At 69.8% G+C, this 18,866-nt stretch carries 19 protein-coding genes; 12 read left to right on the forward strand and 7 right to left on the reverse strand.

The features are described from left to right. Window positions 1-7: 7 nt before the first annotated feature. Window positions 8-604, reverse strand: a complete 597-nt coding sequence (locus tag C882_RS15345) for a PadR family transcriptional regulator (protein ID WP_009541555.1) — start codon at window positions 602-604, stop codon at window positions 8-10. 220 nt (window positions 605-824) lie between these two features. On the opposite strand from C882_RS15345, the gene C882_RS15350 reads away from it, so the two are divergent. The 5 genes from C882_RS15350 to C882_RS25070 all read left to right on the forward strand — a co-directional run bounded on the left by C882_RS15350 (window position 825) and on the right by C882_RS25070 (window position 6,317). Next, window positions 825-1,682, forward strand: a complete 858-nt coding sequence (locus C882_RS15350) for an alpha/beta hydrolase (RefSeq protein ID WP_009541556.1) — start codon at window positions 825-827, stop codon at window positions 1,680-1,682. Between the two features lie 107 nt (window positions 1,683-1,789). Continuing rightward, window positions 1,790-4,654: a PAS domain S-box protein gene (locus C882_RS15355; RefSeq protein WP_009541557.1), complete on the forward strand. Its 2,865-nt coding sequence runs from the start codon at window positions 1,790-1,792 to the stop codon at window positions 4,652-4,654. Between the two features lie 94 nt (window positions 4,655-4,748). Next, window positions 4,749-5,075, forward strand: a complete 327-nt coding sequence (locus tag C882_RS15360) for a hypothetical protein (RefSeq protein WP_009541558.1) — start codon at window positions 4,749-4,751, stop codon at window positions 5,073-5,075. A 367-nt stretch (window positions 5,076-5,442) separates the two neighbouring features. Next, window positions 5,443-5,814: a ribonuclease HepT family protein gene (locus tag C882_RS25065; RefSeq protein WP_009541559.1), complete on the forward strand. Its 372-nt coding sequence runs from the start codon at window positions 5,443-5,445 to the stop codon at window positions 5,812-5,814. After that, on the forward strand, window positions 5,811-6,317 hold the full coding sequence (locus C882_RS25070; RefSeq protein ID WP_009541560.1) for a YbaY family lipoprotein: 507 nt from the start codon (window positions 5,811-5,813) through the stop codon (window positions 6,315-6,317). Before C882_RS25065 ends, C882_RS25070 begins: the two co-directional genes overlap by 4 nt. 108 nt (window positions 6,318-6,425) lie before the next feature. Here C882_RS25070 and proX read toward each other — a convergent pair whose 3' ends face one another. The 3 genes from proX to proV all read right to left on the reverse strand — a co-directional run bounded on the left by proX (window position 6,426) and on the right by proV (window position 9,697). After that, window positions 6,426-7,442, reverse strand: coding sequence for a glycine betaine/L-proline ABC transporter substrate-binding protein ProX (gene proX, locus C882_RS15375; RefSeq protein WP_009541561.1), 1,017 nt, complete (start codon window positions 7,440-7,442; stop codon window positions 6,426-6,428). Window positions 7,443-7,534: 92 nt separating this feature from the next. Next, complete coding sequence (proW, locus tag C882_RS15380) at window positions 7,535-8,500, reverse strand: glycine betaine/L-proline ABC transporter permease ProW (protein ID WP_009541562.1); 966 nt, start codon at window positions 8,498-8,500, stop codon at window positions 7,535-7,537. Window positions 8,501-8,503: 3 nt separating this feature from the next. Continuing rightward, on the reverse strand, window positions 8,504-9,697 hold the full coding sequence (gene proV / locus C882_RS15385) for a glycine betaine/L-proline ABC transporter ATP-binding protein ProV (RefSeq protein WP_009541563.1): 1,194 nt from the start codon (window positions 9,695-9,697) through the stop codon (window positions 8,504-8,506). A gap of 345 nt (window positions 9,698-10,042) precedes the next feature. Here proV and C882_RS15390 point away from each other — a divergent pair, with 345 nt between their 5' ends. Beyond that, window positions 10,043-11,158, forward strand: coding sequence for a fasciclin domain-containing protein (locus tag C882_RS15390; RefSeq protein ID WP_009541565.1), 1,116 nt, complete (start codon window positions 10,043-10,045; stop codon window positions 11,156-11,158). A gap of 14 nt (window positions 11,159-11,172) precedes the next feature. On the opposite strand, the gene C882_RS15395 is transcribed toward C882_RS15390, so the two are convergent. After that, window positions 11,173-11,439: a hypothetical protein gene (locus C882_RS15395; protein WP_009541566.1), complete on the reverse strand. Its 267-nt coding sequence runs from the start codon at window positions 11,437-11,439 to the stop codon at window positions 11,173-11,175. A gap of 7 nt (window positions 11,440-11,446) precedes the next feature. After that, window positions 11,447-11,659, reverse strand: coding sequence for a dodecin (locus C882_RS15400; protein WP_009541567.1), 213 nt, complete (start codon window positions 11,657-11,659; stop codon window positions 11,447-11,449). Window positions 11,660-11,758: 99 nt separating this feature from the next. On the opposite strand from C882_RS15400, the gene C882_RS15405 reads away from it, so the two are divergent. Then, window positions 11,759-13,030 carry a BaiN/RdsA family NAD(P)/FAD-dependent oxidoreductase gene (locus C882_RS15405; RefSeq protein WP_009541568.1) on the forward strand — a complete coding sequence of 424 codons (1,272 nt, stop codon included), beginning with the start codon at window positions 11,759-11,761 and terminating at the stop codon, window positions 13,028-13,030. Here C882_RS15405 and C882_RS23390 read toward each other — a convergent pair. Beyond that, window positions 13,005-14,084: a JmjC domain-containing protein gene (locus C882_RS23390; protein WP_009541569.1), complete on the reverse strand. Its 1,080-nt coding sequence runs from the start codon at window positions 14,082-14,084 to the stop codon at window positions 13,005-13,007. The two genes, C882_RS15405 and C882_RS23390, sit on opposite strands and share 26 nt — an antisense overlap. A 141-nt stretch (window positions 14,085-14,225) precedes the next feature. Here C882_RS23390 and C882_RS15415 point away from each other — a divergent pair, with 141 nt between their 5' ends. The 5 genes from C882_RS15415 (at window position 14,226) to mtgA (ending at window position 18,539) form a co-directional block, all read left to right on the forward strand. Beyond that, entirely contained in the window at window positions 14,226-14,492 is a 267-nt protein-coding gene (locus tag C882_RS15415; RefSeq protein ID WP_009541570.1) for a hypothetical protein, read from the forward strand. Window positions 14,493-14,594: 102 nt separating this feature from the next. Beyond that, the gene (locus C882_RS15420; protein WP_009541571.1) at window positions 14,595-15,824 is read left to right on the forward strand and encodes an NAD(P)/FAD-dependent oxidoreductase; all 1,230 of its coding nucleotides are present in this window, start codon (window positions 14,595-14,597) and stop codon (window positions 15,822-15,824) included. Beyond that, on the forward strand, window positions 15,824-16,453 hold the full coding sequence (locus C882_RS15425) for a tyrosine phosphatase family protein (protein WP_152415358.1): 630 nt from the start codon (window positions 15,824-15,826) through the stop codon (window positions 16,451-16,453). The genes C882_RS15420 and C882_RS15425 overlap by 1 nt, the downstream gene beginning before the upstream one ends. Window positions 16,454-16,543: 90 nt before the next feature. Further along, entirely contained in the window at window positions 16,544-17,731 is a 1,188-nt protein-coding gene (locus C882_RS15430; protein ID WP_009541573.1) for an acetyl-CoA C-acyltransferase family protein, read from the forward strand. Window positions 17,732-17,759: 28 nt separating this feature from the next. Next, a complete protein-coding gene (gene mtgA, locus C882_RS15435) occupies window positions 17,760-18,539 on the forward strand; it encodes a monofunctional biosynthetic peptidoglycan transglycosylase (protein WP_009541574.1) in 780 nt (259 codons plus the stop codon). Window positions 18,540-18,866: the final 327 nt, after the last annotated feature.

The following is an 18,866-nucleotide window of genomic DNA, read 5'->3' on the forward strand; positions in this document are numbered from 1 at the left end:
CGGTTCCTTACTCGCCGGCCTTGCGGGCGCGGTGCGGTGCGGTTTCGCCGGCCGACCGGCCGGGCAGGGGCTCGTGATCGCCGCGCTCCAGGGAGTCGACCAGCGCGCCGGCGTTGTTGTCTATGTACGTGGCGATGGCGGAATAGACCGCCTTGCCCAGGCCGAAGACGAACCGCTGGCCGGCGGTCATGTCCGCCGGGTCGCATTCGGCCATCTTTTCCAGCTCGCTGGCGTTCAGGTCCTTGTAGTCGGCCACCAGCCGGCGGACGCGGTCGGGCTCCATGACCTCCGCCAGGCTGAGCATGAACAGCGTGTCGGACTTGTACTTGTCCACCGCCGGACGGTTGGAGGCGAAGGACCGCACCAGGGCGGCATGGCCTTCCGGTGTGAGGGTGTAGACCTTCTTGTCGGGGCGGCCCGCCTGGGGTTCCTCCTGGCAGGCCACCAGCCCCTCGGCCAGAAGCGCCGTCAGGGCGGGATAGATCGAGCCGAACCCGATGGGATGGAAGGCGGCGTAGGCGCCTTCCTCGAACATCTTGCGGATCTCGTAGCCCGAGGCGGGACCGCGCGCGAGCGCGCCCAGGCAGAGGGTCTTGGCGTCCATGGAAACTCCGGGTCCTCGGCTGAGATATCGAACCGATATAGCTGACTATCGGCGCGATATATAGCGGACCGATATACGGACGGCAACGAGAATCCTCAACAGCCGCTGCTTTTTCGCATGTGCGGCAAAAAATGCTGCATTGCAGCGAAATGGGGTCGCGGGAGGGCGGGCGATGGGCGTATACAGGGGGCAGGAAAACGTTTGCCCCTGGGAGGACCGCGTGACCCTCGAGATTCTCAAAGCCGTTCCGCGCGACCCGGCCCTGGCCGAGCGGGCGCGCCGCCGGCCGCCGCTCCTGTTCGTGCACGGCGCCTTCTGCGGCGCCTGGATCTGGCAGGAACACTTTCTGCCGTGGTTCGCCGACCGCGGGTGGGAGGCCTATGCCGTGTCCCTCAGCGGCCACGGCGGCAGCCGCGACCCCGACCGCCTGGATCAATACGGCATGGCGCACTTCATCGCCGACGTGGGCGAGGCCATGACGCGCATCGGACGGCCGCCGGTGCTGGTCGGCCATTCCATGGGCGGCATGGTGGTGCAGAAGATCATGGATGCCGTGCCGCCCGGCGCGCCGCACTTGGCGGGCGTGGTGCTGATGTGTTCGTTGTCGCCGTGGGGGCTGGCGCCGACGGGCCTGTACATGAGCACCGCGCATCCCGACCTGCTGCGCGAGATCGCCATGATCCAGATGTTCGGACCCGAGGCGGCGACGCCCCAGGGCATGCGCGCCGCCATGCTGAGCGAGCACGCCAGCGACGAGGATTCGCGCCGCTGGTTCGAGCGGATGCAGCCCGAGTCGCGGCTGGCCAGCATGCAGCTGACCTGGCTGATTCCGCCGGCGCCGACCTGGCTGCCGGAATCGCGGCCGCCGGTGCTGGTGATGGGGGCCGGCAACGATGTCTTCGTTCCGTCCTGGATTGTCGAGGCCACGGCCCGCTACTATCGCGCCGATTCCCTGCGCATCTTCCCCGACACGGCCCATGCCATGATGCTGGAGCCCCACTGGGAAGATGTGGCCGAGGGGCTGGAAGAGTGGCTCATGCCGTTCGAGGCCTCCGCCACGCTGAAGGCCGCCGCCTGATCCGTCGGTCCGCGCCGCGAAACGGTTGCGCGGCGGCGGCGCGGGTCGTCTAATTGGGGGGAACTGGCGCGGGCGGGCGTGGCCGGGGTCGGATGGAAGAGGGGGACATGACACAGGAGGGGGCGTCGCGGCTGTCGGCGGAGGATCACGCCGCCATCTTCGCCCAAAGCGGCGAGGCCCAGGCCGTGTGCAGCCGCGCCGGCATCGTTCTGGCGGCCAACCACGCCTTCCGCCTGCTGGTCCGCCGCCCCGAGGAGGCTATCGTCGGCGCCTCCTTCTTCGACCTGCTGGACCCGCGCGAGCGCGCCGCCCTGGGCACGCGGCTGGAACGCCTGCTCGCCGGTCCGGTGCGTGCGCTGGAGCGCGACGTGCGCCTGATCGACGGCCGGGGCCAGCGGCTGTGGGGGGCCTTGTGCCTGTCGGTGGTCCTGCCCGACGACGACCTCGACAGCGGCGGACCGGCGCCGCCGGACCCGGACGCCGACGTCCTGCTTGTGGCGCAGCTGCGCGACATCACCGAGGCCAAGCAGCTGGAACAGATGCTGGTGGAGAGCGAGCGCCGCCACCGCACCATCTTTTCCAGCCTGTCGGAGGGCTTCATCCAGGTCGACGGCCGGGGCACCGTGGTGGAGGTCAACGATGCCCTCTGCCGCATGCTGGGGCTGGGCCGCGTCGACCTGATCGGACGGCCGGTAACGTCGGTGCTGACGCCCGAGGGGTGCGCCACCCTGGCGGTGGAGTTCGTGCCCGATGCCGCCATGTCGCAGGCCTTCACCCTGTCGCTGCGCCATGCCGAGGGGCGCGAGGTTCTGGCCGCCGTCTATCCGGCGCGGCTGGCCGACAGCGCGGGCGGCGGCTTCATCGCGCTGATGGTCGACATGACCGAGCACCGCCGGGCCGAGCGAGAGCTGGCCGTGCGCGAGGAGCACTACCGCACGCTGGTCACCAGCATGCAGGACGGCCTGGTGCTCATCCGCGAGGCCCGGTTCGATTTCGTGAACGAGGCCTTCGGCCGCATCCTGGGCGTTGATCCGGCGGCGCTGACGGGCCGTCCCTTCGCCGACCTGATCGCCGACGAAGACCTGCCGCGCGTCCAGCGGAACTACGAGCGCCGCCTGCGCGGCGAGGCCGTGCCCAATGAATACGAACTCCGCCTCAAGCGTGCGGATGGGACGCTGGCGGTGGTCAACCTGCACGTCGCGCTGGTGACGGGTGCCGACGGCAGCAAGGTGGCCGTCGCCACCATCAAGGACATCACCGAGCGCAAGCGGGCCGAGGACGAGCGGCGCAAGCTTTCGTCGGCTCTGGACCAGGCGGCGGCGGCGGTGGTCATCACCGATGCCCGCGGCGTCATCGACTACGTCAACGACCGTTTCACCGCGCTGACCGGCTGGACGGCGGCCGAGCTGGTGGGGCGGCATGCGTCCGTCCTGGCCGACCCGGAGGCGCCGGCCGAGGACGCCTTCGCCCAGGCGCTGGCGGCCGGCAAGGCCTGGAAGGGCGAGGCGCGGGCCGTGCGCAAGGACGGCGAGGCCTATTGGGAGACCGTCTCCGTCGCGCCGGTGCGAGATGACGCGGGGGCGGTGACCCATTTCGTCGCCGTCAAGGAGGACATCACCCAGCGCAAGGAGACCGAGCGCCGCGTCTGGCAGCAGGCCAACTTCGACGCCGTCACGGGCCTGCCCAACCGGGTGCTGTTCCAGGACCGCCTGCACCAGGACCTGACCCGCGCCCGCCGCAAGGACGAGCGCCTGTGCCTGATGTTCATCGACCTGGACCGCTTCAAGCTGGTCAACGACACCCTCGGGCATGAGGCGGGCGACGAACTGCTGGTGGAGGTGGGGCGCCGCCTGACCGCCTGCGTGCGCGAGAGCGACACGGTGGCCCGGCTGGCCGGCGACGAGTTCACCATCCTCCTGCCCGAGCCGGGCACCGCCGCCGACATCGCCGCCGTGGCCGAGCGGGTGCTGGCGGCCCTGCGCCGGGGCTTCGTCATCGCCGGCGGGCGCGAGGTGTTCATCGGCGGGTCCATCGGCATCAGCGTCTATCCCGACCACGGCGAGGACGCCTCGACCCTGCTCAAGCACGCCGACGCCGCCATGTACCGGGCCAAGGACCTGGGCCGCAACACCCACTGCGTCTACAGCGAGGACCTGGGCGCCAAGGCGGCGGCGCGCCTGGAGCTGGAGGGCGATCTGCGCCGGGCCCTGGGCCGCGGCGAGATCGCCGTGCTGTTCCATCCGGTGGTCGACGCGGCCGAGCGGCGCGTGACGGGGGCCGAGGCGCTGGTGCGCTGGAACCACCCGACGCGCGGCCAGCTGCCCCCGGCCGACTTCCTGCCCCTGGCCGAGGAGATCGGCCTGATCCACGACATCGGCCGCCACGTCCTGCGCGTCGCCTGCACCGAGGCCGCCGCCTGGCGGCGCGAGGTGGGGGAGGGCGCGGCCCCGGCCGTGTCGGTCAACGTCTCCGACGCGCAACTCGTGCAGGGGCGCCTGGCCGACGCGGTGGCCGAGGCCCTGGCGCACTCGGGCCTGCCGCCCGCCGCCCTGATGCTGGAGTTGAGCGAAAGCGTCCTGCTGCGCGAGGAGGCCGCGGTGGGGCGGGGCCTGGATGCGCTGTCGGCGCAAGGGGTGGTGCTGGCGCTGGACGATTTCGGCACCGGCTATGCCTCGCTCCAGCATCTGCGGCGCTATCCCTTCCGCGCGCTGAAGCTGCACCGGTCCTTCGTGCGCGACATGATGGGCGACGAGGACGACCGCCGTCTGGTGGAAACGGTCATCGCCATGGCCCGCGCGCTGGGCCTTCAGGTGGTCGCCGCCGGCGTGGAGCATCCCGAGCAGCTGGCGTGGCTGCGGGCGCGCTACTGCGACAGCGTGCAGGGCTATCTGTTCGGCCAGCCGCTGACGTCCGAGGCCTTCCGCGACACCCTCCGCCGCCCGGTGCAGGTGGCCGAGGCGCCGGCGGGCTGAGGCCGGCCGGTCCCGCCGCCCGCGATTTTCGGGGGACCAACCGGCGGGGCATGGCGTTTCACCGGGGACCCCAGGACGACATGGAGGATCTCCCATGCGACGCTTCCTTGTTTCCGCCGCCGCCCTTGCGCTGGGTGTCGGTGTCGGCGCCGGTCCGGCGCTGGCCGAGGACGCCGTGGCGCCCGGCGACTACGGCGACACCAACCCCGTCGACGCCCGCGACCGCGGCGACTACCCGGGCCTGGAGCGGGGCACCGACGAAACCTTCAACGCCAACAACGAGTTCACCAACGAGGTCATCGACCGGCACGAGGCGCTGGACCTGAACGCCCAGGAGCCGACCGTCACCGGCGAGGATTTCGACGAATTCCGCAGGAACCTGGGCGAAGCCAACGTCGAAGGCGAAATGCTCAGCGATTGAGGCGGGATACACTGTCCGGTCAAGGCTGGTGCGGAGGCCGTCCGCGCCAGCCTTTTTCCGCGTGCCCGGAAAAGGAGGGAGGCGCCTGGCGGGGGTGTGACCTGGCGCCTCCCTGGGGATACCCACACGGACCGAGCTTGGACCACTGCAGTATCATTACTGTAACGGCCGGCTGGGGCGCCGGTTCCAGAAAAAGCGCGAAAAATCGGACTCGAGCAATTTCCGCGGGATCGGCGGCGCCGGATGTTGCGCGGCGGCATCACCGCGCGTGATCTACCTCCTGTGTGCGGGCGCAGGGTCTTGGCAGGGGCGCGGCGGCCCCCGATAGTAAAAGGAGATGCCGTTCGCCCAACCGGAGATCGCCACCATGATATCCGACCAGGACGCCCTGCGGGTCATCTCGGCCGCTATCGAGCGCACCCGCCTCCTGCGCGAGGGACTGGACCGCACGCGGTTCATCGAGCGCATGGAGAAGGACTGGATCTTCGCCGCCGCCGTCTCGTTCCAGATGGTCCAGATCGGCGAGCTGGTCAGCGGCATGATGGCCGGCGGGCGGTCGGGGCGGGAGCGCGACGCCATGGCCGTCTCGCGCCACCCCGAGGTGGACTGGCAGGGATTCGTCGACATGGCCGAAACCCTGCTCGACAGCCCGCCGCGCGCCACTTTCGGCCCGGTGTGGGAGCAGATCGAGGTGGAACTGCCGACCCTCTCGCACGCCATCGAAGGCCTGGTGCGATGACCCTCCGCCGCACGGCCCGTGCGCTGGCGGCGGCGCTGCTGGCCGTGGCAGTGGCTGGCTGCGCGGGCGACGGGCCTGCGCCCGCGTCGCCGCCCTTCGTCCCGCCGCCCCTCGACGCGGCCGGCGCGTCCCTCGCGCCGCGCGGGCCGACGATGGACCGGGCCGTGGTGCAGGGGGCGCTGGTCTACCGCGAGCCGGTGGTGCTGCCGCCCGAGGCGCTGGCGCGGGTGCAACTGGTGCGCCTGGGCCCGGGCCGGACGCCGCGCGGCGTGCTGGCGACGGCCTGGGTCGCCGGCCCCATGGCCCCGCCCGTGCCCTTCCGCCTGACCTGGGACCCCCGCACCGCCGCCCCGCTGGCACCCGGCGAGCGGCTGGCGGTGGTGGCCATGGTGATGGTGGCCGACGAGGTCCTGTTCACCAGCCTCGCCCCGGCCGCCTACACCTCCCCGGCGGAACCCGTCGTGGTGCCCCTGCTGGCGCGCTGGGGCGGGGTGGAGGTGTAGGGCAGGCCGCCGCAGGCAGCGCGGTGGACCGACACGGAAAAGGGCGGGCACCCCGCGGTGCCCGCCCTTCCGTCTTGCCCGGCGTTTCCCGCCGCGGACGCCTGGCGCTTACTGCGCGGCGGCGTCGCGGGCGGCCTTCAGCCAGCTGTCGAACTCCTTGCGGTTTTCCTCGATCCAGGTGGCCGCGTGGCGTTCGATGTCGTCGATGCTGTCCTCGCCCTCGCGCATCAGCAGGTTCTGGGCGGAGACGTCGTTCACCGGCAGGTCGGCGGCGTCGAAGAACGCGGCCGCGGCCGGGTTTTCCTCGATCCAGTCCTTGGTCGCCATGATGCGCTGGGTGTTCACGGCGAAGCCCAGGTTCAGGCCTTCGGCGGTTTCGGTTTCGGGATTCTGCTCGTCGGGCAGCGAGGTGTAGGGCACTTCCAGCCATTCCACTTCATCGCCCGGCGCCAGCACGCCCGAGACCCACAGCGGCGTCCAGGTGTAGTACAGGATCGGCTCGCCGTTCTCGAAGCGGGTGATGGTGTCGGCCATCAGGGCGAAGTAGCTGCCCTGGTTGTGCTCGACGGTGTCGCGCAGGCCGTATTCGTCCAGGTGATGCTCGATCACGCGCTCGCAGCCCCAGCCGGGGTTGCAGCCGGTCAGGTCGGCCTTGCCGTCGCCGTCGGCGTCGAACAGCTTGGCGATCTCCGGGTCCTTCAGGTCCTCGACGTTGTCGATGTCGTATTCATCGGCCGTCTTCTTGTCGATCAGATAGCCCTGAAGGGAGTTCTCGATGTAGGCGTTGGAGCGCCAGATCTCGTCCTCGCCGCCGGCCTTCTCGAAGAACGCCTTGTGCAGCGGGTCCCAGTGGGTCGCCGAGTAGGTGATGTCCCCGTTGGCGATGCCCAGGTGCATGGTGGGGTAGGCCAGCTCGATGTGGGCGTTGACGTCGTAGCCCAGCTCTTCCAGGCCCATCATCAGGATCTTGGTCTGGAAGATTTCCTCGGCGATGGAGCTGGTGGCGGGCGTCACGTCGACGCCGTCGCCCGGCATCTCGGCGGCAAGGGCAGGCCCGGCGACCATCAGGCCGCCCAGGGCGGCGCCGGTGGCAAGCAGGCCGCGGAAAGAGATGCGATGGCTCATGAATGACTCCTCTGTCTGGTTCAGACTCGGATGGATAGCGACTTGGGTGTCAAAGGTGCTTGATGCAAATGGCGGGTGCGCCGGGCGCGGGATCAGGTGGTCTCGCGCTTTTCAGCCGCGTCGCCGGCGACGCGCGCCCTCTTCTGGCCGAAGATGAAACGCGCCGGCCCGCGGTCCCGCCAGGTGGCGCCGGCCTTCTCCCGCTGGGAGGTGCCGAGCGCCTGGGTGAAACGGTCGATGATGATCGCCAGGATGACGATGCCGACGCCGCCGATGGTCGCCAGGCCCATGTCCAGGCGGCCGATGCCGCGCAGCACCATCTGGCCCAGGCCGACGACGCCGATCATGGAGGCGATGACCACCATGGAAAGCGCCAGCATCAGCGTCTGGTTGACGCCGGCCATGATGGTGCGCATGGCCAGCGGCAGCTGGACCTTGAACAGAAGCTGGCGCGGACTGGCCCCGAAGCTGTTGGCGGCCTCGATGACGTCGCCCGGCACCTGCCGGATGCCCAGGTTGGTCAGGCGGATCAGCGGCGGCAGGGCGAAGATGATGGTCACCACCACGCCCGGCACGTTGCCGATGCCGAACAGCATGACGATGGGCACCAGGTACACGAACGCCGGCAGGGTCTGCATGGCGTCCAGCACCGGACGCAGGGCCATCTGGGCCTTGTCGCTGCGGGCCAGCCAGATGCCCGTCGGCACCCCGATCAGGATGCAGAAGAACACGCTGGTCAGCACCAGCGCGAGCGTGGTCATGGCCTCCGACCAGGCGCCGATCAGGCCGACGATGGTCATGGACACGACGGCGGCGATCCCCATGCGGCCGCCGGCGATCTGCCAGCCGATCAGGCCGATGATCGCCAGCATGGCCAGAGCGGGAATGCCGTTCAGCAGGCCGTCGATGCCCGTCAGCACGCCGTCGACCGGCCAGCGGATGGCCTGGAAGACGGGGCGGAAGTTGTCGACAAGCCAGTCGAGGCCCGTCTCCACCCAGTCGCCGAGCGGAATGACGGCATCCTCGAACGGATTGAGAAGCGTGTTGCCTTCGGCCATGGATCAGCCCTCCCGGTCCAGCGTGCGCAAGAGGCGCGCCTTGGAGATGGCGCCCAGGTACTTGCCGTTGTCGTCCACCACGGGAATGGCGATGGGGCTTTCGGCCACCGCTCCCAGCAGGTCGGTCAGCATGGTGTCGGCGTTCACCGGTTCCACGATGCGCAGGTAGGCATTGGAGAAGCGCGGCTCGTCCTGCTCCTTGAGCGCGACCCGCAGCGACTCCACGGTGACGCAGCCGTGGTACTTCATCTGCTTGTCGATGACGAAGCCGTACTCGCGGTCGTAGTCTTCCAGCCGCTTCAGCGCCGTGCGCACGCCCATGTCGGCGCGGTCGATGACCGTCACCTGCTCTTTCCGGGCGATGTCGCGGGCGGTCAGCACCTTGGAAACGTCAACGCCGCGGAAGAAGCTGCGGACGTAGTCGTCGGCCGGGTTGCGCAGGATTTCATCGGGCGTGCCCACCTGGACCACGCGACCGCCTTCCATGATGGCGATGCGGTCGCCGATGCGCATGGCCTCGTCCAGGTCGTGCGAGATGAAGATCACGGTGCGGTCGCTGTCGGCCTGGAGCTTGATCAGTTCGTCCTGCATTTCCGTGCGGATCAGCGGGTCGAGGGCAGAGAACGCCTCGTCCATCAGCATGATGGACGGCTCCGCCGCCAGCGCGCGGGCAAGACCCACGCGCTGCTGCATGCCGCCGGACAGTTCCGACGGATAGCTGTGGGCATTGGCCTTCAGCCCCACCTGGTCCAGCGCCGTCAGCGCCCGCTCGTGGCGTTCCTCGCGCGGGACGCCAGCCAGTTCCAGGCCGAAGGCGGCGTTGTCGATGACGGTGATGTGGGGCAGCAGGGCGAACGACTGGAACACCATGCTCATGTCGCGGCGGCGCAGGTTGCGCAGTTCTTCCTGCGACAGCTTGGCGATGTCGTGCCCGTCCACCACCACCTCGCCGGCCGTGGGTTCGATCAGGCGATTGAGCAGGCGCACCAGCGTCGACTTGCCCGAGCCCGACAGGCCCATGACGACGAAGATTTCGCCCTTGTTGACGCTGAAGCTGGCGTCGTTGACGCCTACCGTGTTGCCCGTGCGCTCGAAGATGTCGGCCTTGGACACACCGTCCTGGGCCATCTTGAGCGCTTCGTCGGGGGAGGGGCCAAATATCTTGTAAAGATTTTTGACGACCAGTTTTTCGGTCATATGAGAATGCCTCATGGATTAGGCATAAAGAGACGCAGGCTGACGCATTACCGGGAGGCCGGTAATGTGAAGCCCGGAAGGATTGTTATCTACCAACTTAGCAGCAACCGGCGCGTTTATCAAGGGTTTCGAGGGATTACAATAAAAAGTAAAACTTTTATTTACGCGCACGGATCGTTTAAGAGAATTTCATGGAACAACAGAAAAGCCCGCCTGCATCTTCCGTTTGACCAAGCAGACAGAAAAAAACAAAGAGGCGGGGGTTGGTAACGCGCACGGCGGCGCCAACCCCGGGCCGCAACGGGCCGTTGCATCCCCATTCCACGGAAAGCAGAGGAGCCCGCCATGCCGCGCAGCCCCAGTCATCGCCGTGCCGTCGCCGCCGCATCATCGGCCGTCGTTCTGTCGATGGCCGCGTCCGGCCCGGCGGCGGGAGCCGACTTGCTTGAGACGCTCCGCGCCGACGATCGCTTCGACCGCTTCGCCGGGATCGTTGAGGGCGCCGGCATGGCGGACGCGCTGGTAACCGGCGGGCCCTACACCCTTTTCGCACCCACCGACGGCGCCTTCGACCGCCTGCCTGAGGCGGCGGCGGCGGAGATCCTGCGGGGCGAGCCCGACGCCCTGCGGACGCTGGTCCGCCGCCATCTGGTGCCCGGCGCGGCCTATCCCTCCGACTCCCTGCCCGAGATGGTGCACACCCTTGCCGACGAGCGCATCGACGTCGCCTGGGAAGGCCGCCGCCTGACTCTCTACACGCCCGGCCGGCCGGTGCGGGGCGAGGCCGCGCAGGTTGTCATCGGCGACATCCAGGCCGGTGACAGCGTGATCCACGGCATCTCCGCCATGCTGCTGCCGCAAGAGGCCTGGGAGGCCTATCGCCGGCGGGTGCGGAAGACAGCCGCGGAGGAGGACGCCCGGGAGGAAGGGACGCAAGAGGCCGACGCGACGGCTGCCGGAGACGCGACGGCCGGGCAGGCACCGGGAACGAACACCGCACCGTCGGCTGACGCCCGGCAAGCGGCCGAGGCGGACGCCGCCTCACCTGAGTCCCAGCCGGCGGCCGAACCGGCGGATTCGGCGCCGCAAGAGGCCGAAAAACCTGCCGAGTCTCCCGAACCCGCCAAGCGCCGACAGGCCGCCGCCCAGACGGATGAAGACGCGTCGGACGCGGCCGACGCGCCCGAGGGCGTGACGGCGGGGGACCTGGAGGCGTGGGACATCATCACGGTGGACGGCACGGAAGGCGACGTGGAGGCCGCCCTGACCACGCTCGACGGCCGGCTGTTGCGGGTGGAGGCGGAATTCTTCGGCCTGCTGGACATCGGCGACCGCCATGTGACCATCGAGGCCGACGACATCACCGTTGAACCGATTCCGCGCCGCCTGCTGGTCGATCTGACGGCCGAGCAGGTGATGGAGCGGGCGCGGCTGAGCGACGGGCCGTTCCTGGACGAGTAGGCGCGCCGGCCGGCCTAATCGGCAGCGGGGCCGTCGTCTCCGGCCTGGGTTTCCGGAGTATGCTCGGGGGCAGGGGGAGGATCGGCCGGCACGCAGGTCCACGAGGCGCCGTCGGTGAAGTGCCCCTGGAGCCAGACCTGCGTCGCGCGGCCGACGGTCTCGCACTGGTCCATGCTCGCCATGGGCTGCATGGTCAGGTCGCCGCCCATCGGCGCGCCGTCGGGGCCGGTCATGTAGGTCCAGACCAGCAGGAAGGCGGCGGCGCCGGCGGCGGCTGTCATGGCGGGATCAGTCCTTCTCGTAGCGGAAGCCGATCTTCACCGTAACCTGGAAGTGTCCGACGTCGCCATCGACGATGTGGCCGCGCAGTTCCGAAACCTCGAACCACTCGGTGTTGCGGATGGACTTGCTGGCCGTCTTGATGGCGTTGCGGATGGCGTCGTCGATGGACGTCTTCGAGGAGCCGACGACCTCGGTCTTGCTGTAGACGTGGTCGCTCATGTGACCTCCATTGTCTGTGGATGCGTGTAGAAGCTCTGTCCCCGTCAACGAAGGCGAGCGCCCTTGCGTTGCCCCGCCCGCGCCGGATAAAGGAAGGCCATGAGCCCGTCCGAGCCCGCCGTCCCGTCCCCCTCCGCCCCGCGCATCGGCATCGTCGGTGCCGGCCCCGCGGGGCTGTTCGCCGCCGAGCTGCTGGCCGCGCGCGGAGCGGCCGTCACGGTGTTCGAGGCCAAGCCGTCGCCCGCCCGCAAGCTGCTGATGGCCGGACGCGGCGGCCTGAACCTGACGCATTCCGAGCCGCTGGAGCGCTTCTGCACCCGCTACGGCCCTCAGTCCGCGTGGTTCGCCGCCGTGCTGGCCGAATTTCCGCCCGATGCTCTCAGGGCGTGGTGCAAGGGCCTTGGCATCGACACCTTCATCGGGACCTCGGGCCGCGTCTTCCCCGACAGCTTCAAGGCGAGCGTGCTGGTGCGCGCGTGGCTGCGGCGACTGGCAAGCCTGGGCGTGACACTCCGAACCCGCCACCGCTGGACCGGCTTCGGCCATGGCGGCGCGACGGTGCTGGCGGTGGAGGGGCCGGCCGGCGCACGGGACGAGGTGTTCGACGCCGTCCTGCTGGCGCTGGGCGGGGCGTCTTGGCCGCGGCTGGGCTCCGACGGTGCCTGGGCGCCGCTGCTGGCGGACCGGGGCGTCGCGATGGCGCCCTTCCGCCCCAGCAACTGCGGGTTTCGGGTGGCGTGGAGCGCCTTCCTGCGCGACCGCCACGCCGGGGCGCCCCTCAAGAACGTCGCCCTGACCTGCGGCAGCCGGACGGTGAAAGGCGAAATGGTGGTGACGGCGGCCGGCATCGAGGGCGGCATCGTCTACGCGCTGTCAGCTCCGCTCCGCGATGCGCTGGAGGCCGACGGGGCGGCGGTGGCGCACCTGGATCTCAAGCCCGATCTGGCGGAAGCGGCCGTGGCGGAGCGTCTGGCGGCGCGGCGGGGCGGCAGGTCGCTGGCCGCGCACCTCAAGGCGGCGTTGAAGTTCACGCCGGTGATGGTGGCCCTGGTGCACGAGGTCACGGATGACGCCACGCGCGCCGATCCCGCCCGCCTTGCCGTTGCGCTCAAGGCCCTGCCGCTGCGGCTGACGGCAACGGCGGGGCTGGAGCGGGCCATCTCCTCGGCCGGCGGAGTGCGGTTCGACGCGGTGGACCCGGCGACGCTGGAACTGGCGGCGTTGCCGGGCGTCTTCGTCGCCGGCGAGATGCTGGACTGGGAGGCGCCGACGGGCGGCTACCTGCTGCAGGGCACCTTCGCCACCGCCCTGCGCGCGGCCGATGGCGTCGCTCGCAAGCTGGGGCTCACCGCGGTTTCACCGCCCCCATGATCGCCGCGCGGGCTTGTGCGGGCAGCGGCTTGGCGGTGCCGGGGCTGCGGGCGTTACCGGCGTTCGCCCTGGCCCGGGCGGCCTGCGCCTGTTCCTGCGCCGTGGGGCCGGTGACCGGAAAGCCGTAGCCGCCGCGGCGGGTGCGGAAGTGTTCCGTCTGGTACTGGCGCAGAAAGGCCCGGCTTTCGGCATCGGACGCCATGGCCTTCAGCCGGTCGCCCAGGTCCGCAAGTTGCGCGGCCAGGGCGCTGTCGTAGTCCTCCGCCTCCGGGTGGGGCAGGGCGCGGCGGAAGGCGGCGTCGGCGGGGGCGCGGTTCATCAGCAGGGTCAGCAGGTCCATGCCGATCACCTGGGTGACGCCGTAGGCGACATGCACGCAGTCGTCCGTGCGGCACAGCGCGTCATGGTAATGCCCGCGCGGAATGTAGAGCAGGTCGCCCGGCTTCATGACCAGGGTTTCCGCCACGCCGCCCGCGCGGCGCCGGCGTTCCTCCAGCGGCAGCTTCTTGAAGGCGGGATGGTTGATGGGGTCGGGGTCGACGCCTTCGTAGAGATGCCACTCCTTTTCGCCTTCGCAGTGCAGGGCGAAGACGTCGTGGCTGTCGCTGTGAACGCCGAAGGCCTGGTTGCTGCGGCGCGAATAGTACAGGTTCGCCTGCGCCTTCCCGGCCAGGGCGTCCTCCAGCGCCGCGCCCACCGCCCGCAGGCCGGCGTCCAGCGTGTCCAGCCGGTTGAGGCCGAGGGAGCATCCGGCGCGCACCAGCTCCATCACCTTGGAGGGATCGGGCTGGAGCACCTGCTGGTTGCGGCGGTCCGTCTCGGGCGTGCAGTAGGCCTGCGGCGGCACCGTGCGCGTCGCGTCCTTGACCACCATGGTCTCCGACGACCAGATGCCGGTCATGTCCAGCAATGCCTGCAGCCGTGGCCACGACATGACGTCGCGGAACTTGTCCGCCGCGCCCGGGATGTGCACCCAGCGCCGGCCCTGGTGCCGGGAAAAGAAGGTCTCCGGCGTCATCGGAGAGATCAGGTCCGCGAAGCTGGAAATCCCCATGGAGGCCGCCGTCCTCTGCGTGAATCGTTGCGTCTTTCTGCACGCCCAGGTTGGCCGCGTCAAGGCGGTTCCGTCGCGCGGTCAAGGCGGCTAGACTGCGGCCGCGCAAACCCGAGCCGTCCTCAAGGAGATGTTCATCCCATGGCAAAGCGCCCCGACGCGCTGCACCGCGACCTTCTCGCCCGCATGGAACAGTGCCAGACCGCCGAAAGCCTGAACGACGAGGTCATCATTCCCTTCGTCGCCGCGCTGGAGAAAGTCTGCGCCGCCCGTGGCTATGTCCTCAACATCTTCGGCGAAACGGCCAACCTGGCCGTCAGCGACGAAGAAGCAGCGCCGGTGATCTATGACCTCATAGATGAATACCTGGACAGCCGGGCCGCCGATGACCAGGATGAAGAGGGCTGATCGGATACCCTTCGCAGCCTTTCGACACAACGCGGGCACAACGACGATAAAACGTCGATAAAATCTTCATAAAACGGCCCGCCGCCAGACCAGGGAGACCGAATGTCCGCCGCCGCCGCGCCGCCGAAGATCACCGGAAGCCCGCCGTCGTCCAGCGACGTCGTCATCGTCGGCGGCGGGATCATCGGCAGTGCCATCGCCTATTTCCTGGCGAGCGACTCCGGCTTCGGCGGATCGGTCACGGTCATCGAGCGCGACCCGAGCTATCGTGAAAGCTCCACGGCCCTGTCGGCGGCATCCATCCGCCAGCAGTTCAGCGTGCCCGAGAACATCGCCATGTCGCTCTACGGCATCCGCTTCCTGCGCGAGGCGGCCGAGCGGCTGGCGGTAGACGGCGACGACGGCCCGGCGCTGTCGCTGGTGGAGGGCGGATACCTGTTCCTCGCCACCCCAGACACGCGCGGCATCCTGGAGCGCAACCACGCCCTGCAGACCGCCGCCGGGGCCGACATCGCCTGGCTGGAACCCGCCGACCTCAAGGCCCGCTTCCCCTGGCTGACCACCGACGACGTCTGTGCCGGCACGCTCGGCCTGAGCGGGGAGGGGTGGTTCGACGCCTATGCGCTGCTCCAGGGCTTCCGCAAAAAGGCCCGGTCGCTGGGCGTGACCTATGTGGACGACGAGGTGACGGGCTTCGACCGCGCGGGCGGCGGCACGGGCGACGTTGCGGCCGTCCTCACCCGGTCGGGCGGGCGCATCGCCTGCGGCACGGTGGTCAACGCCGCCGGGGCGCGCGCGGGCGACGTGGCGGCGCTGGCGGGGGTGGAGCTTCCCGTGCGGCCGCGGCGGCGCTGCGTCTTCGTCTTCGACTGCCGCGAGCCGGTGCCCGGCCTGCCGCTGATGGTCGACCCCTCGGGCGTCTACGTGCGGCCGGAGGGAGACCGCTTCATCTGCGGCGTCTCCCCCGACGAGGCCGACGACCCGGACACGCTGGCGCTCGACGTTGATTACCCCCTGTTCGATGACCATATCTGGCCCATCCTCGCGCACCGCGTTCCCGCCTTCGAGGCGATCAAGCAGGTTGGCGCCTGGGCGGGCTTGTACGAGGTCAACACCCTGGACCACAATGCCATCCTGGGCCCGCATCCCGACGCGCGGAACCTGCTGTTCGCAAACGGCTTCAGCGGCCACGGCCTGCAACAGGCCCCTGCCGTGGGGCGCGGCATTGCCGAGTGGATCGTGCACGGCCGCTGGGTCAGCCTTGACCTGTCGGCCTTTTCCTACGACCGCATCCCGGCCAACCGGCCGGTGCGAGAACTGAACGTGGTGTGATGACGACCGACCAGACCCGCTCCGGCTCCGCTTCCTCCGCCCGCGCCACGGCCTGCGGCGACCTCCTGCGCACCGATCTGGTGCCCTATCCCATCTCCATCTGCGGCCTGCGTGAGCTGGTGGCCTTTTCCGAAAAGGGCGTCAGCCACGTGGTCACCATCATCGACCCCGACCACCCCGACCCCGAGGTGTTCGAGATTTATCCCGAGCACACCCGCGTGGTCTGGCGCTTCGACGACCACGTGACGCCGGTGGACGGCGCGGTGATGCCCGACGAGGCTGCCGTCGACCGGATCCTGGAACTGGGCGAGCGCCTGCGCGACAGCCACGTCGACCACCTGCTGATCCACTGTCACGCCGGCGTCTCGCGCTCCACCGCCACGGCGGCCATCCTCATGACCCAGTTCAACCCGGGCCGCGAGGAAGAGGCCTTCGAGCACCTGCGCCAGATCCGTCCGCGCAGCTGGCCCAACGGGCTGCTGTGCGCCATCGCCGACGAAAAGCTCGGCCGCGGCGGCAAGCTGGTGGAGGCCATGGCCCGCCACCACGACATTGTCGCCGAGCAGGACCCCGCCCTGGCGGAATACCTGCGCATCAACGGCCGCGCCCACGAGGTGCGACGGCCCTAGACGCTCCGCCCTTCGCTTCGTTCCCCCCGCGGGCTCTGGCGGCCCGACCGAACCGCCGCCGGGCCGCACAACCGCCAAGAGAGGAACCCCATGTCCCAGACCCGTGATGTCGTCATTCTCAGCGGCGTGCGCACCGCCATCGGCGATTACGGCGGAAGCCTGAAGGACGTCCCCGCCACCACCCTGGGCGCCACCGTCATCAAGGAGGCCATCAAGCGCGCCGGCATCGAGGCGTCCCAGGTCCAGCACACGGTCATGGGCAACGTCATCCATGGCGAGCCCCGCGACATGTACCTCTCGCGCGTCGCCGCCGTGGAGGCCGGGATTCCCAACGAGGCGCCGGCCATGACGCTCAACCGCCTGTGCGGATCGGGCGTGCAGGCCATCGTCTCGGCCGTGCAGCTCATCAAGCTGGGCGATGCCGACGTCGCCGTCGCCGGCGGGGCGGAAAGCATGAGCCGCGCGGCCTATATGCTGCCGGCGGCCCGCTTCGGCCAGAAGATGGGCAACGCCGCGGTGGTCGACGCCATGGTGGGCGCCCTGTCCGACCCCTTCGGCCACGGCCACATGGGCATCACGGCCGAGAACGTGGCCGAGCGCCACGGCATCTCGCGTGAGCAGCAGGACGCCTTCGCCGCCGAGAGCCACAAGCGCGCCGCCGCCGCCATCGAGGCCGGCCGCTTCAAGGACCAGATCGTCCCCGTCGAGCTGAAGTCCCGCAAGGGCACCACCCAGTTCGACACCGACGAGCACGTCCGCGCCGACGCCACGCCCGAGGGCATGGGCAAGCTGCGCGCCGTGTTCAAGAAGGACGGCACGGTGACCGCCGGCAACGCCAGCGGCATCAACGACGGCGCCGCCGCCCTGGTGCTGATGGAGGCCGCCGCCGCCGAGGCCAAGGGCTACAAGCCCCTGGGCCGCATCGTCTCCTACGGTCATGCGGGCGTCGACCCCGAGGTCATGGGCATCGGCCCCATCCGCGCCGTGCCCCAGGCGCTGGAGCGCGCCGGCCTGACGGTGGACGACCTGGACGTGATCGAGAGCAACGAGGCCTTCGCCGCGCAGGCCTGCGCGGTGTCCAAGGAACTCGGCCTGCCCGCCGAAAAGGTGAACCCCAACGGCGGCGCCGTCGCGCTGGGCCACCCGGTCGGCGCGACCGGTGCGATCATCACGGTCAAGGCGCTGTACGAACTGCACCGCACCGGCGGCCGCTACGGCCTGGTGACCATGTGCATCGGCGGCGGCCAGGGCATCGCCCTGGTGGTCGAGCGCCTGTAAACCCGGACGTCCCGCCGCCAGCCGCCCTATGGTCGGACGCCCCGCCGGTCCCCCCGAGGAAACGCTGCCCCGCCGCCGCATCTTTGTGCGCGGCGGCGGGCGTGCGCGTGGGGACGGCGGAGGCGGCGGCTGGTTCAGGCGCGTCCTGGCGGCGCTTTTGCTGATCGTGCTGGTCCTGCCGGCGGTGCAGGTGGCCTTCCATCGCTACGTGCCCGTATGGATCACGCCGCTGCAGGTCCAGCGCATCGCCCAAGGCCACGGCATGACCCGCGAGTGGACGCCGCTTGAGGACATGAGCCCCGAGTTGATCCGCGCCGTCATCGCCGCCGAGGACGCCCAGTTCTGCGCCCACTGGGGCTTCGACTTCCGCGAAATCCGCAACGCCTTCCGCGAGTGGCGGTCGGGCGAGGGCATCCGGGGTGCGTCGACCATCTCCATGCAGACGGCGCGCAACGTGTTCCTGTGGGCCGGTCGCGACCCTGTCCGCAAGGTGCTGGAAGCCTACCTGACGCCCTGGATCGAGGCCGGATGGTCCAAGAAGCGGATCATGGAGGTCTACCTGAATGTCATCGAGTGGGGCCCCGGCCTCTACGGCGCCGAGGCGGCGGCACAGCGCTATTTCGGCAAACCGGCGGCGGACCTGACCCGGCGCGAGGCCAGCCTGCTGGCCGCCGTGCTGCCGGGACCCCTGCAGTGGTCGCCGGCGGACCCGACCTCCTACCTGCAGCGCCGCGCCGGCACCATCCGCGCCCGCATCCCCTCGGCCCCGACACCGGGGGAGGGGAACGATCCCTGCCCGGTGAAATAGGCGGGCCCGCGCCCAAGGTCTTCAAGGAAGGCCCGGCCCTCCGCGCGCTCCCGCGGTGGGGTGCGATGGTGCAAGGGCGGGCGACGGTGTGAGGAGGGCGGCAGGGCGGCTTACACCGCAGGTGGACATCGGCTTCCAAGCTGTAAGGAAATCGGTGGACGTTTGCCGGAGAAAGCGCGGCAGGATACCTGGCAGCGTCTGTGGCTTCCTGCTTTCGAGGGTGCCAAGAAATCGGCCGGCTGCCACCAGAGGTGCCGCAAGGGTGGCCAACGGCGCCGGTGGGCCCCTGCTTTCTCAGGGGCGACGGAATTCTTAGCTTATTGTTGG

Origin of the sequence: Caenispirillum salinarum AK4, from assembly GCF_000315795.1 — a bacterium.
GTDB classification, from domain to species: domain Bacteria; phylum Pseudomonadota; class Alphaproteobacteria; order Rhodospirillales; family Rhodospirillaceae; genus Caenispirillum; species Caenispirillum salinarum.

Coding starts and splice junctions, on each gene's coding strand:
- C882_RS15405 (WP_009541568.1), top strand. CDS start 11,759: ATGAGCCCGTCCGAGCCCGCCGTCCCGTCCCCCTCCGCCCCGCGCATC.
- C882_RS15395 (WP_009541566.1), bottom strand. CDS start 11,439: ATGACAGCCGCCGCCGGCGCCGCCGCCTTCCTGCTGGTCTGGACCTAC.
- C882_RS15390 (WP_009541565.1), top strand. CDS start 10,043: ATGCCGCGCAGCCCCAGTCATCGCCGTGCCGTCGCCGCCGCATCATCG.
- C882_RS15430 (WP_009541573.1), top strand. CDS start 16,544: ATGTCCCAGACCCGTGATGTCGTCATTCTCAGCGGCGTGCGCACCGCC.
- C882_RS15355 (WP_009541557.1), top strand. CDS start 1,790: ATGACACAGGAGGGGGCGTCGCGGCTGTCGGCGGAGGATCACGCCGCC.
- C882_RS15425 (WP_152415358.1), top strand. CDS start 15,824: ATGACGACCGACCAGACCCGCTCCGGCTCCGCTTCCTCCGCCCGCGCC.
- proW (WP_009541562.1), bottom strand. CDS start 8,500: ATGGCCGAAGGCAACACGCTTCTCAATCCGTTCGAGGATGCCGTCATT.
- mtgA (WP_009541574.1), top strand. CDS start 17,760: ATGGTCGGACGCCCCGCCGGTCCCCCCGAGGAAACGCTGCCCCGCCGC.
- C882_RS25070 (WP_009541560.1), top strand. CDS start 5,811: ATGACCCTCCGCCGCACGGCCCGTGCGCTGGCGGCGGCGCTGCTGGCC.
- C882_RS15420 (WP_009541571.1), top strand. CDS start 14,595: ATGTCCGCCGCCGCCGCGCCGCCGAAGATCACCGGAAGCCCGCCGTCG.
- proV (WP_009541563.1), bottom strand. CDS start 9,697: ATGACCGAAAAACTGGTCGTCAAAAATCTTTACAAGATATTTGGCCCC.
- C882_RS15345 (WP_009541555.1), bottom strand. CDS start 604: ATGGACGCCAAGACCCTCTGCCTGGGCGCGCTCGCGCGCGGTCCCGCC.
- C882_RS15360 (WP_009541558.1), top strand. CDS start 4,749: ATGCGACGCTTCCTTGTTTCCGCCGCCGCCCTTGCGCTGGGTGTCGGT.
- C882_RS15400 (WP_009541567.1), bottom strand. CDS start 11,659: ATGAGCGACCACGTCTACAGCAAGACCGAGGTCGTCGGCTCCTCGAAG.
- C882_RS15415 (WP_009541570.1), top strand. CDS start 14,226: ATGGCAAAGCGCCCCGACGCGCTGCACCGCGACCTTCTCGCCCGCATG.
- C882_RS25065 (WP_009541559.1), top strand. CDS start 5,443: ATGATATCCGACCAGGACGCCCTGCGGGTCATCTCGGCCGCTATCGAG.
- C882_RS23390 (WP_009541569.1), bottom strand. CDS start 14,084: ATGGGGATTTCCAGCTTCGCGGACCTGATCTCTCCGATGACGCCGGAG.
- proX (WP_009541561.1), bottom strand. CDS start 7,442: ATGAGCCATCGCATCTCTTTCCGCGGCCTGCTTGCCACCGGCGCCGCC.